The organism is Trichormus sp. NMC-1, assembly GCF_001858025.1.
In the GTDB taxonomy this organism is placed as follows: domain Bacteria; phylum Cyanobacteriota; class Cyanobacteriia; order Cyanobacteriales; family Nostocaceae; genus Anabaena.
This window is the reverse complement of the sequence record NZ_LZQD01000003.1, coordinates 295,627-307,903: the sequence shown is the minus strand read 5'-3', so window position 1 is coordinate 307,903 and position 12,277 is coordinate 295,627. Positions and strand designations below refer to the sequence as shown.

12 protein-coding genes are annotated in these 12,277 nt (G+C 38.6%); 8 read left to right on the top strand and 4 right to left on the bottom strand.

What is annotated here, in order from left to right; genetic code table 11:
• Positions 1 to 33 precede the first annotated feature (33 nt).
• The 3 genes from A9Y75_RS12730 to A9Y75_RS26455 all read right to left on the bottom strand — a co-directional run bounded on the left by A9Y75_RS12730 (position 34) and on the right by A9Y75_RS26455 (position 2,104).
• Positions 34 to 1,398, bottom strand: coding sequence for a folate/biopterin family MFS transporter (locus tag A9Y75_RS12730; RefSeq protein ID WP_071189926.1), 1,365 nt, complete (start codon positions 1,396 to 1,398; stop codon positions 34 to 36).
• 387 nt (positions 1,399 to 1,785) lie between these two features.
• Positions 1,786 to 1,926 (bottom strand): hypothetical protein, encoded by a 141-nt coding sequence (locus tag A9Y75_RS28455; RefSeq protein ID WP_177176173.1) that lies wholly within the window; start codon positions 1,924 to 1,926, stop codon positions 1,786 to 1,788.
• Positions 1,907 to 2,104: a hypothetical protein gene (locus A9Y75_RS26455; RefSeq protein WP_083389598.1), complete on the bottom strand. Its 198-nt coding sequence runs from the start codon at positions 2,102 to 2,104 to the stop codon at positions 1,907 to 1,909. The genes A9Y75_RS28455 and A9Y75_RS26455 overlap by 20 nt, the downstream gene beginning before the upstream one ends.
• Positions 2,105 to 2,888: 784 nt before the next feature.
• On the opposite strand from A9Y75_RS26455, the gene A9Y75_RS28450 reads away from it, so the two are divergent.
• The 8 genes from A9Y75_RS28450 (at position 2,889) to A9Y75_RS12690 (ending at position 10,461) form a co-directional block, all read left to right on the top strand.
• The gene (locus tag A9Y75_RS28450) at positions 2,889 to 3,056 is read left to right on the top strand and encodes a hypothetical protein (RefSeq protein ID WP_177176172.1); all 168 of its coding nucleotides are present in this window, start codon (positions 2,889 to 2,891) and stop codon (positions 3,054 to 3,056) included.
• 144 nt (positions 3,057 to 3,200) lie between these two features.
• Positions 3,201 to 3,983, top strand: a complete 783-nt coding sequence (xth, locus tag A9Y75_RS12720; RefSeq protein WP_071189924.1) for an exodeoxyribonuclease III — start codon at positions 3,201 to 3,203, stop codon at positions 3,981 to 3,983.
• A 736-nt stretch (positions 3,984 to 4,719) separates the two neighbouring features.
• Entirely contained in the window at positions 4,720 to 5,595 is an 876-nt protein-coding gene (locus A9Y75_RS12715) for an SDR family oxidoreductase (protein ID WP_071189923.1), read from the top strand.
• Positions 5,596 to 5,681: 86 nt separating this feature from the next.
• Complete coding sequence (locus A9Y75_RS12710) at positions 5,682 to 7,178, top strand: HlyD family efflux transporter periplasmic adaptor subunit (RefSeq protein ID WP_071189922.1); 1,497 nt, start codon at positions 5,682 to 5,684, stop codon at positions 7,176 to 7,178.
• 363 nt (positions 7,179 to 7,541) lie between these two features.
• Positions 7,542 to 8,090 carry a COP23 domain-containing protein gene (locus A9Y75_RS12705; RefSeq protein ID WP_071189921.1) on the top strand — a complete coding sequence of 183 codons (549 nt, stop codon included), beginning with the start codon at positions 7,542 to 7,544 and terminating at the stop codon, positions 8,088 to 8,090.
• Positions 8,091 to 8,096: 6 nt separating this feature from the next.
• On the top strand, positions 8,097 to 8,903 hold the full coding sequence (locus tag A9Y75_RS12700; protein ID WP_071189920.1) for a serine protease: 807 nt from the start codon (positions 8,097 to 8,099) through the stop codon (positions 8,901 to 8,903).
• 10 nt (positions 8,904 to 8,913) lie between these two features.
• Positions 8,914 to 9,705, top strand: coding sequence for a serine protease (locus A9Y75_RS12695; protein ID WP_071189919.1), 792 nt, complete (start codon positions 8,914 to 8,916; stop codon positions 9,703 to 9,705).
• Positions 9,706 to 9,771: 66 nt separating this feature from the next.
• A complete protein-coding gene (locus A9Y75_RS12690; RefSeq protein WP_236721392.1) occupies positions 9,772 to 10,461 on the top strand; it encodes a hypothetical protein in 690 nt (229 codons plus the stop codon).
• 453 nt (positions 10,462 to 10,914) lie between these two features.
• Here the strand turns inward: A9Y75_RS12690 and A9Y75_RS12685 are convergent, their stop codons facing one another.
• The gene (locus A9Y75_RS12685; protein WP_071189917.1) at positions 10,915 to 12,276 is read right to left on the bottom strand and encodes a serine/threonine-protein kinase; all 1,362 of its coding nucleotides are present in this window, start codon (positions 12,274 to 12,276) and stop codon (positions 10,915 to 10,917) included.
• Between the last annotated feature and the right edge of the window lies 1 nt (position 12,277).

Below are 12,277 nucleotides of genomic sequence, written 5' to 3'. Positions count from 1 at the left end.
ATGCAAAAAAACTTGTTTGCGTTTGTGTGGACATCAATTATTAATTGGAGTTGCTGGCAATGTTGCCATCTCAGATTCCTCTTTTTCAACAGGTAGCCAGTTGAGGAATGGAAGAGGTAACAAAGCACTGAGATTAGTAATTATCACTAACAGCCATAGGGCATCAAAGTTAGTATCGGTGATTCCTAACCACTGCATAGTTAATGCTCCAAGCTCTCTGGAAATAGCCCCTCCTAAATTAAAGATGGACATTAAGAGTGCAAATAATGTTGCTTCTATTCCCAAAGGACAGATTCTTGCGGCTAAAACCATCACAGGCATAAATGCAATTTGTCCCATAACGGCGAGAATTAAGCTATCACCTAAACTGAACCATTGGTCATCTATTCCTAATGTTCTATTTGTGTGAGTTACTAACAGGAGCATTGTCATTCTTAATATTGCGGAAATGACGATACTCCAACCACAAATTACCCGAAAGGGAACAGTTTTCAGAAAACGTTGAAAGATCCAAATGCCAATTAATGAGGCTAAACTTGTAACAAGATTGACTCTGCCTAAAAATTCTGGTTTAAAGTGGAGTTCATTGGTGAAGAAGAAGAAAAAAGCTGAGTCTCCACTGGGTGTAGATTGCCAAAGAAATATAAATGCTGTGGGTAGCCAAATTCCTTTTTGGATAAAGGCTTGGCGCACTTGAATGATTTGATTTTTGACGTTGAGAAAGTTGGTTTGATGATTTTCTGACTCAACTTTGCTAATTGGTGTTTCTGCAATTAACCACGCTGCCACTGAAATAATGAGGGGGAATCCAGCGGTAAATAAAAATACTGTGCGGGTAGTGAAATGTTCTAACAGTAAGCCACTAAAGTAAGCTGTCATTAAACCCCCAAGGGCAGTAGCACCCCAGCACAGGGATTGAAGGGAACCGGCTTTAGCTTGGGTTTCTAGTCTGGCTCGTTCGACAATGAGGGAGTCAACTATGACATCACTGAAGGCGACAGAAAGGGAACTCAGAGCGATCGCTATTGTTGCCCCTAAGCTAGTATGAACTACAGTACCCAAACTCACCCAAGCCGCAGCCCCCAATATTCCTGATGACACTAAATACGGTCGGCGGCGGTAGCCAAAGATGGGCAACCCATCGGAAATAAAGCCAAATACGGGCTTAATCATCCACGGTAAGGCGACTATTCCCAACAGCGCTGATACCTCAACTGGGCTTAGATGCAATTCATCTTTGAGGAAGAAACTCACGGCTAGACGCGCTAACCCTAAGATGCCTTGAACAAAGTAGACTGCAAGAATGGCAATTAACTCCGGCTTAGGTTCGTTGCCGAAGAGAATTGTTTTGGTTACTGAGTCTTTGACTTTGGACAAGCCAGAGGAGTCAATCAGCATTTGATAAATATTTTTTAAGTTTTATCTACTTTTCTATCATAACGAGATACGGATGAGGTTATCAGCTATCTTGGTCACAAACTTTTTTTGATTGCTCAAAGCATAGCGCCAGCATCACTTACATGACACTGGCGCTAAATCTCGGCTGATTGTGTTTTGACCAGTAAATATATATTTACGATGATGAAATTTATGTACTTGGGCTACCTGTAAAAAATTTCGCTGGGTTAGAAGCTATTGAATGGTTTAATTCATTGTTTGAGCGATGTGATCCGTATACAATGCAAAGGTTAACTAATGCACAACCGCAACCTCGACCCAAAATGTAGAACTTATTACGATTCCCACTCTCTTACTAACTCACTTGCTTCACCAGGATAAACAGAATCAAAATTGAAACCTAGACAGCAAGACAGTTTTACTCCTGAACGGCAGTTGCTTTATGCCGGGGAACCCGTCCACCGCACTGCCTCCTCCTGACTCCTGACTCCTGACTCCTGCTATAAATTCAGGACGATGCCAGGTCAACAGCCGGCTGGGTAAGCACTGCGGTTGTATTACGGGTTTCTGAATTAGACAAACGATTAATGCTTAACAATGGAACTTCTTGTCGGCATGATGGGCAAAACCAATATAGTTCGCCGTAACGGACATGACGCAATATGGAACCACCGCAGCAGGGGCAGATATTAGCTCTCTTATTCATACCAATTTCCTCTTCAAAAAAATTATTGTCGAAATCAGGCAAAAAAATTTTGATTAAACCCAAACAAATGAATCAGTTGCTTCCAGCATCAACTACTCAGCGAGAGCAATATACAGCAGAATTGAGGAGCCATACCGTTTTACTTTAAGATTGATACAAATGGACAGACACACAGACGCGAAAATTCATTTGTAGCTTTGATTAAGTGAATTGATATCAGGAGTCAAACCCCGTTGATACCCTATTTTTGGTGGAAATTTTTACCGCCGGCAACCTGCAATCTGCTGTCAATGGCATATACTAATCTCTTTTATAAGAGGATGTTTTAAAAGTATCCTTATCAACATCAAAACCCGAAAGACTTAACCCCTAACCCCTTTCCGGCAAGGAAAAGAGAACAGAAAATAGTAATCTCAAGACTTCTCGACTTGTGGGAGAGAAGAAAGACAGCGGGAAGCCGCTGAGTGCTACGCCAACAGGTCTATGGAGAGTTTTTTGCTAAACTTGATGACTTTTGCCAACATCGTCTAATAGAAAGGATCATAAAAATGCTAATTATTGCAGTTATTAAGTAATAGCTAAAAACTAACAGCACTCTTAAACTATAACCGAGCATTTCCGATTTTCATCTACCTTGGGGATCATAATCAATTAAAATATTATGTAGTCTAGCTAACAAATTCACCGATTTTGTAGCCAGACATACTAAATTACAAATTAGATCAATTAGTTATCGCCAGTGTTTGATGGATAAAGAAACAGATTGTAACAATTATCAAGGGTTTTGGGTCACAAGGCATTTACATTTTTTATAATTCTTAATCTAAATAAATTAGCAGAATTAAACCTAACAACAGCAGAATTCAGGAGTCAGGAGTCAGGAGACGCTTCGCAGACCTTCGGTTCAGGAGTCAGGAGTAAAACTGGCTTGCTGTCTAGTTTTCAATTTTGATTCTGTACCTCATTGATCTGCAATCTGCTATATGTAAATAAAGATTAATTTGCCTGAAATCCACTTCCCTGCGGCCGCCTAGCTGATATCAACCATAAATATTCAAGATTCAAGCCTACTTACTTAATTTCACACAGGGAACTAATGAAAATTGCTACTTGGAATGTAAATTCGATTCGTATACGCTTAGAACAGGTGATTGATTGGTTAAATCAAAATCCTGTTGATGTCCTGTGTTTACAAGAAACGAAAGTTATAGATAAAGATTTTCCGATTTTAGCTTTTGAAAAAATAGGCTATTACCCTTATATTTCTGGGCAGAAATCTTATAACGGCGTTGCTATCATTAGCCGTCAACCTTTAGAAGATGTGAGTATGGGTTTCACACCAATCTTACCAGAGATAGACCCAGAATGGAATGAGCAAAAGCGGGTAATAACCGGCGTGATTGACAAAGTTAGAATTATTAATCTTTATGTTCCTAACGGTTCAGCAGTGGGAAGTGAGAAATATGAATACAAGCTGCGCTGGTTAACAGTGTTGCGGAAATATTTGCAGGTGCTGTTGTTATCAAACCAGGCTATTTCTATGTGTGGTGATTTTAATATCGCTTTGGAAGATATAGATATTCATGACAAAGTAAAGATAGAAAATCATATTATGGCATCTGAACCAGAACGCCAAGCTTTACGAGATATTCTTTCGCTGGGTTTTGCGGATGCTTTTCGTAAATTCAACAGCGAAAAAGGACATTATAGTTGGTGGGATTATCGTACTGCTGCTTTCAAGCGTAATTTAGGATGGCGGATTGATCATCATTATCTCACACCGGTTTTGTGCGATCGCGCCCAAAGTTGCATTATTGATGTCGCACCCAGGAAGTTAGAACAGCCTAGCGACCATACACCAGTGATTGTAGAGTTTTAGAACAAACCCGCCCGGAACTTAAGTTCCGGTCTAAAAGCTAAAGTGCGTTAAAACGCACTCTGGTTAACTCAAAATCAAAAATTATCCTATTGATACCAAAATAGTCGGTTTTAACCGACTTTAGCTTTTAGACAGGGAATTTATTCCCTGGCTTTAACTCACATCTTGCACCTGGCGACTGGAAGTCGCGGCTAGACAGACAAAACCCGCCTACGCGGGTTTGAAACCACTGATTTTCCGTGAGTCCGCGCAGGCGGACTTAGTTTGTGTAGCCACGAATTCTATTCGTTAGGGCTTGGTGCAAGATATGTATTAAGGAACATCGATTTACATTAAGTAGCTAAAACATTCGGGATTATTTACGATGATGAAATTTATGTACTTGGGCTACCTGTAAAAAATTTCGCTGGGTTAGAAGCTATTGAATGGTTTAATTCATTGTTTGAGCGATGTGATCCGTATACAATGCAAAGGTTAACTAATGCACAACCGCAACCTCGACCCAAAATGTAGAACTTATTACGATTCCCACTCTCTTACTAACTCACTTGCTTCACCAGGATAAAAGCGATCATCTAATATTTCTGTCAAACTATAAGGAGAATCAGAGGGAAAAGTGCGACCAGCTAGATCCTCATCTTAATCCTGTTAATCCTTAAATCCTGGAAATCCTGATTCAGACAAAATAGTGATTAAACTTAACTAGAGGAATAGCCCATACTCAAATCCAAAAGCTATGATTCTAGTTACTGGAGCAACGGTCGGAATTGGTCGCCGCGTCGTGCGACTCTTACGCCAACAACAGCAGCCTGTACGTTCGTTTGTCCGCTTGACTTCCCATTACAGCGAGTTAGAACACCGGGGTTCTGACATCTTCATTGGTGATTTGCGACGAGAACAAGATATCCAGAAAGCTTGTCGAGGCGTAAAGTATATCATTAGCGCTCACGGTTCCGGGAATGATGCTCTATCTTTAGATTATCGCGCTAATATTGAACTCATTGATCAGGCTAAAGTCCAGGGTGTTGAACATTTTGTCTTTATATCCGTTTTAGGTGCTGACAGAGGATATGAAGATGCACCCGTGTTCAAAGCCAAACGAGCCGTAGAGAGATATCTGCAAAGTAGTGGCTTAGATTACACTATTTTACGCCCTGCTGGATTAGCATCAAACTTGCTACCACTAGCGGAATGGTTTCGAGAAACGGGTTTGTATCTACTTATTGGTGATCCTAAAAACCGCACATCTATTGTTAGCACCGATGATTTAGCCAGGATAGTTGTAGATTCTTTGACCGTTGCAGATGCTTGTAACCAAATTTTATCAGTAGGAGGTGCGGAAATTTTATTGCGAGAGGATATTCCGAGAATTTTTAGTCGCATCTTTAACAAAGAACCGATAGTCATAAACGTTCCTCTGTTTGCTGTTGATAGCTTCCGGGGAGCATTAGGTTTATTTAACTCCTCAACACAAACAAGTTTAGGAACTTTTCGCACCTTACTAGCTAATGAATTTTTTTGTACATCAGAAGAAACAGCCAATTTAGAAAGGATTTTTAACTTCCAATTGGAAACATTAGAAAACTTTTTGCGCCGTTATTTAGAAATTTAGAAAATAGTCATTAGTTATTGGTCATTAGCAATCAAACAAATGACCAATGACCAATGACTAATAACTTATAACAAAGGACAAAAATTATGAAATATTCTCTAGCTGCAAATGCTGTTCAAGCACGTCAAACAAAAGAGAGATTTGCAAAACCAGAAGAACAATTATCTTATGAATTGGGTAAAGCTGTACAGGAATTACCTCCACTTTATACAAGATTATTAGCGGGAACAATTAGCGTTATTATATTTGGGGCAATTTCCTGGGCGCATTTTTCAGAAATTGATGAAGTAGCGACAGCACCAGGAGAATTAATTGCTTCTACTCAAGTCAGACCGGTGACATCTTTGGGTAATGGCTCTATTTTAGCAGTGAAAGTGAAAGAAGGCGATCGCGTCACCAAAGATCAAGTTTTAATTGAACGTGATCCTAATTTACAACAAACTGATGTGAACCGATTGGCTAAAGCTAGTAAATTAATTGAGGACGATTTACAACGGTTAGAAGCAGAACGTACTGGGGGAAAGATTGCGGGGACAAAATTGCAAGATGAATTATTAAATTCCCGTTTGTTAGACTACAGCGCCAAACAAGCAGCAGCAGCAGCAGAAGCACAACGCCAACTTTCAATTATTAATCAAGCCAAAGTCCGTTTGACTCGATTACAAGAAAATTTAGCAAACGCCAAAACCAGTGTTATTAATGCTCAAACTAACTTAGTTAATGCCAAAAGTATCCGTGTTAAAGTTGAAAATAGTTTAAGCATTGCTCAACAAAGAGAAGAAAATCTTCGCACTCTATTAAATCCTGGTGCAGTTCCTAGAGTTGATTATTTAGACGCGCAAGAAAGATTAAATCGTGCCAATACAGATATTATTAAAAGTTCTGATGAAGTCACTAATACCCAAAATAGGTTAACAGAAGCACAAGACAAAGTTGCATCTTTAGAAAAAGATATATCTGCTCAAATTCAAGAAATTAAACAAGTTGAACAGGCTTATCAAGCTGCACGTAATCAAGGTTTACGTTTAAGATCAGAACGCCAAAGTGAAATTCTTACCCAAATCAACAAGCGCAAAGAAGAATTAACCAATGTTGCCGGTCAATTAGAACAAGCGAGAAAGCAAAAAGACGGAGAAACAATTAAAGCACCTGTTGCAGGGACAATTTACAAAATTAAAGCTACTAAAGGGCCAGTTCAATCTGGTGAGGAATTGCTATCAATTGTCCCTGAAGGGGAAGAAATGCTATTAGAAGTAAAAGTCCTTAACCGAGATATTGGTTTTATTCGTCAGGGGATGAAAGCAAAGGTGAAATTAGTAACTTTCCCTTTTCAAGAATTTGGAGTTGTTGATGGTGAAGTTATGCAAATCAGTCCCAATGCAACTGTGGATAAAGAATTGGGATTAATTTTTCCAACGCAAATTAAGTTAAGTAAACACTCAATTAATCTCCGAGGTCAAGAGGTAGAATTTACTCCGGGTATGGCTGCAAATGCTGAAATTGTGACTAGGAAGAAGTCGGTTTTGACGTTTATTGTTGAGCCAATTACCCGCAGGTTTAGTGAAGCATTTTCTGTGAGGTAAAGAATGTTGGTGTTTCTCGTTCCCATATTCTGTATGGGAATGAATTCCAGAAGGCTCTCTTTCATGGTGGGTTCTTTTGACGTGAAAGCTATGCTGACAAAGCATTACAGCGGTTTATGCTCTTATGAAGTACATCTTAGCCCCCTCATCGCTTGCTCTTAGGGGGTTGGGGGTGGGGTTCTTGTACCTCATAACACCGGGAAGTGCTGTATACTTTTTGTTACCTTCTCTTTTGTCTAAGTCCCACTAACGGTATCACTACGTAAGGTTACTTAAATTATATCTTTACAGTAATTTCACATACTAATGAAACTTGTAACCCCACCATATTGCATAATAGTGATAAATAAAGTGAATAATTTTATGAAAAGAAGTTTATTTAGGCAATTAGTCACATATGTGATGCAATCTGTTACCCTAGGTTCCCTGACGGCATTAGCCACAACCGCAGCTATCAACCAACCCAGCTATGCAGGAAGCGCAACCTTTTTCTGTGGTAAGAGTAAAGGTGTACCGGTCACCTTTGCCCGTACTCAAGATGGGAGGAAAGTCACAATAGTTCGTTGGACTTCTAATAATTACTTTCCACCACCTTGGACTGCTCAACGCCGTTGTGTAGAAGTATCGCGCAGATTTCAAAGGAGTAATGACAACGGTACTCTGAAAAATATCACCACTGGGACGCTCAGAGGTGAACCTGTTGTTTGTGCTGGTACTAGCCAAAATCCTCGTTGTGTAGATGATAATTTGTTATTGACTCTCAAACGTGGGGTTAATCCCACTGATACTCTACGCAGACTATTAGACCGTCGGGGTTTAGCTGCTGGTAATATACTCAATGAATATGACCGCGACACAATTAATATTGATTTCGAGCTTTACCTCGATAATGCCACTGTTGAACCGGATTAAATTAACATGATTTGGCGGATATTAAAAATTGTCGCCTGTATTGGCGGTTTGTCAATGTTGCTTTCAAGTTCGGCAACAAGTATCAGTATTTCTGCTGGACAAAGTAGCATTACACAACCGCCAACTTTATTATCAGTAGAACAGTTGCAGGAAAAAGCAACTGCCATTACTGTGAAGATATTATCAACAGAATTCTTGGGATCAGGAATATTACTAAATAAGCAAAATTCAGTTTATACAGTATTAACTAATGCCCATGTGTTGAGAGCAGATAATCCACCCTATTTTATTCAAACTCCAGATGGTGAACTCTATCAAGCTGATGTGCCAAAAGATGTGAATTTTCAGAAATATGATTTAGCACTATTGCAATTTTCTAGTATGAAAAAAGTCTATCCTATCGCTGATTTTGGTGCTTCTCCAAAGGCGGGAGATGAGGTATTTGTTGCTGGGTTTCCTGTGCAGGAAGAAACAGAGAAAATTAACTTTGTGTTGACTAGCGGTAAGGTATCTCTAGTATTGGAAAAAGCCTTAGAGGAAGGTTATAAAGTGGGATATACCAATGTTTTGGAAAAAGGAATGAGTGGAGGTGCTTTGTTGAATAAACGGGGTGAGGTTGTGGGTGTGAATGGTATGCACGCTTATCCTTTATGGGATGTTCCTTCTATGTTTATTGATGGTTCCCAAGCTGAGGAAAAGTTACATCAGCAAATTGTGCGTTTGAGTTGGGCTGTACCAATGAATAAGGTGATGCAAATAATGGGAGAATCTGAAGAAAATCAAGATTGTCCATTGTTAAATAAGACTAAATAGAGGTTAAATCATGAAGCTTAATCATGGACTAGCAACAGTAATTATTGGGGTAGCGATCGCATTTAGTCAACCAGAAATTGCTGTAACATTAACTGCTCAGGATGTCGGTCAAATTGCTAAAGAGATTACAGTCCTGATTAGTGGACCAAAATTAGGAACTGGGGTGATAATTCACCGGCAAGGTAACACTTACACCGTTTTGACAAATTTCCATGTTGTCGATCAGCGAGGAACCTACAAAGTCCAGACTGTTGATGACCGTAAATATCAATCTAACCTGATTACCCCTGTACAAAGCGTAGATTTAGCCGTTTTAAAATTTACCAGCAGTGAAAAATATACTGTTGCTAATATTGGTAATTCAGATGGAGTTAAAGAAGGCGCAACTGTTTATGTGGCAGGATTTCCAAAGCCCAAACCTGCTTCTATTTCTCGGTCAACTTACATTTTCACTGATGGTAAGATAACAGGTAATGCTGCCGAACTATTTAAAGATGGCTATGGCTTGGTGTACAGTAATATTACCTTACCAGGGATGAGTGGTGGACCAGTTTTGAACAAGAAAGGACAACTGATCGGAGTTCATGGGAGAGGAGATGGAGCAGATGGAGAACACTCAAAGATTGGTGACAAATCAGGTCTTAATTTGGGTATTCCTATTAAATACTTTACGACTTCAGAAGTAGGCAAAAATTTGGGAATAATCACACCAACAGGCCTTCCTCCTAATGCAGTAAGACCTCTACCTTTTCCTGGTGATGAATATTTTAAGGATATTCCTTGCCCTGGGAGACGGTGTTAATTAGGCAAATAATTGAATTATGGAAAGGACAATTTTATGTTTAAGAATTGCTTGAAATCTAGCCTTATGGCTGTAGTGTTAATTACAGGATTGCTGAATGTAGTTGCTCTTAGAGCGATCGCCCAAAATTCAATTGATGAGGACAAACTTGATACTGTTAAAGGAATATCTTGGGGTGGTCGTGGTTTATCTTTCAGTAAAGTCCTCAATATCAAGGATACATTGGTGAATGCCCCTCTTGGTAAAGTAGTCATAGATCGCCACGGTGAACCAACTGGGCTTCTTGACAATCCCCTTGCTGGTCCAGACCCAGGTAGATTTGCGATTGTTTCTTTGTGGGGTAGCAAGATAGAAGGGTGTTTTGCACAAATGATTGTCCAAAGTGCTCCAGTAAATGGTAAAGCCAATTTGAAAGAACTCGTTCCTCAACAGATAGAATTAGGTATTGGTAATCAAATTCTCAAACTAACTCTTAACCCCAATACTAGAGTCAGAGGATTTTCAATAAATTACACCTACACCAGATACAAAAACAATGTAAAAACCAAATATTCCAGCACTTGGTATATGACAAACACAATATTTGCTGTTAATGCTGATACTGCCAATTTGCTCAGGAATGCACCAGCCAAAGAAGTTCGTGTCCGTTTAACTTTTGCTGATGGTGATACTAAAGTATTCCCAATTGGTGAAGGAACTGTGAAAAAGTGGCAGGAAAGTTATGGTTTTAATTCTGCTTGTGCTGCTCCTAATTAGTTATCAATATTTGATTTATTAAAATATGAAATTTAACTACACACTTCCAGCAGCAATAATTGGCTTATCAATTGTCTTGGTACAACCAAATAAATGTATCAATGAATTCTGGGAGAGCTTAGAAAGCTTCAGTAGCAATAAAGCTTAACTAATTCATAATTATCTCAAGCAAAGGTGGAAAGAATGTCAGAATCAGGATGTCCAGGATTTAAGGATTAACAGGATGTTTAATTGTAATTGAATGATGAGATTTTGATAATTTTCTATTATTCTCACAGTTACTTTCTTTTTTGCGTCTTTGCTCCTAACGCACTTCGTGCTAAAGCCTACGGCACGCTTTGCGAACGCTTCGCTGGTGCCACTTTGCGCGAAACATAACACACACGGATACACGAAAAGAATGTGATTTTTATCCTAAAAATCCTTAAATCTTGGACATCCTGATGCAGACAATTAATTAATTTCCACTGATTTAATCATCTTTTCTGCTGTTTCCACAAACTCATCATAATCATCTATTTTTGCAGTATAAGTAATTGTATAAGCCTGTTCACCTTTTAAAATTACAACCTGCATATTCTTTAAATTATCATTTCCACTTTTACCAGTAAAGATTAATTGACTAGCTGGTTTATTTGCCAGAGTTGTTTTACCTTTATCAATAATCTTGCTTCCTACCAAGGTATTGATAATTTCCTTAATATTCGATTCTTGCAAATCCTCTAATGTGCCAGAAAATTGATCAACGCTAATTGTGACATTTTCTTGAAACTTATCTGCATCACTTTGTTTAGGAGATATAAAAGTCACAACTTCAGCAAGAATGGGATTGTCTAAATCTTGTCTTTCCCAGGTTTTTGGATATTTTACCTTTATCCCATATTGAGAATTTTCATATAAATTAAAATCATCTTTTTTAGTAATAAAGAAAATAGTTAAGCTGATAACTATTGTCATTCCTAATCCCAGCAGCAACTTCCAATTTATAGGCTGCGGTAATAATTTTTTAACTTCTTGTAATGCTTCCTTCGCTGTACGGTAACGCTGACGAAAATCATAACTTACCATTTTATTCAAAACGGTTGCTAATTTTGGGCTAACATTGACATGGTTACGCCAAATTATTTCTCCTGTATTCGCATCTTCTTCTAATTCTTGAGGAAGTAAACCTGTCAGTGCTTGAATAGCAATTATTCCTACTGCATAAACATCACTGCTAAGTTGTGGTTTACCTCTTTGTTGTTCAAGTGGCATATAACCAGGAGTACCAATAACCACTGTAGAAGTAATTTGTCCCTGACTATTAACTACCTGTGTACAAATTTGTTTAACTGCACCAAAATCAATCAAGACAATTTTCTTATCTGACTGACGACGACGGATATTATCTGGCTTAATATCTCGGTGAATAACTTTGTATTCATGAACAAATTCTAATACTTCTAAAATTTCTATGAGAAGTTTAATAACATCAGACTCACTCATTTTTTGACCTGATATTAATTCAGCACTCAAATCATGACCTTCGATATATTGTTGAACTATGTAAAACTCTTGATTTTCTTCTATGTGGGCTAAAAGTTGAGGAATCTGTTTATTAGTATTATGCTTACCCAAAGTTTCTAGCGTCACTGCTTCTTGGTCAAAAAACTTTTTAAGTATTGTTAAGGTAGCTGGGTCTATACTGGCTGGTGTAAACTGCTTAACAACACATTCAGGATCTTCTGGTCGTTTGGTGTCTTTTGCTAAAAAAGTAGTCCCAAACCCACCTTTTCCCAAGGGTTGCACAATTTCATAACGTCCATCTATCTTCATC

Excerpts from the sequence above, each read along its gene's own strand:
- A9Y75_RS12710 (WP_071189922.1), top strand. The coding sequence starts at position 5,682 with ATGAAATATTCTCTAGCTGCAAATGCTGTTCAAGCACGTCAAACAAAA.
- A9Y75_RS12695 (WP_071189919.1), top strand. The coding sequence starts at position 8,914 with ATGAAGCTTAATCATGGACTAGCAACAGTAATTATTGGGGTAGCGATC.
- A9Y75_RS26455 (WP_083389598.1), bottom strand. The coding sequence starts at position 2,104 with ATGAATAAGAGAGCTAATATCTGCCCCTGCTGCGGTGGTTCCATATTG.
- A9Y75_RS12690 (WP_236721392.1), top strand. The coding sequence starts at position 9,772 with ATGGCTGTAGTGTTAATTACAGGATTGCTGAATGTAGTTGCTCTTAGA.
- A9Y75_RS12715 (WP_071189923.1), top strand. The coding sequence starts at position 4,720 with ATGATTCTAGTTACTGGAGCAACGGTCGGAATTGGTCGCCGCGTCGTG.
- A9Y75_RS12730 (WP_071189926.1), bottom strand. The coding sequence starts at position 1,398 with ATGCTGATTGACTCCTCTGGCTTGTCCAAAGTCAAAGACTCAGTAACC.
- A9Y75_RS12705 (WP_071189921.1), top strand. The coding sequence starts at position 7,542 with ATGAAAAGAAGTTTATTTAGGCAATTAGTCACATATGTGATGCAATCT.
- A9Y75_RS12700 (WP_071189920.1), top strand. The coding sequence starts at position 8,097 with ATGATTTGGCGGATATTAAAAATTGTCGCCTGTATTGGCGGTTTGTCA.
- A9Y75_RS12685 (WP_071189917.1), bottom strand. The coding sequence starts at position 12,276 with ATGAAGATAGATGGACGTTATGAAATTGTGCAACCCTTGGGAAAAGGT.
- xth (WP_071189924.1), top strand. The coding sequence starts at position 3,201 with ATGAAAATTGCTACTTGGAATGTAAATTCGATTCGTATACGCTTAGAA.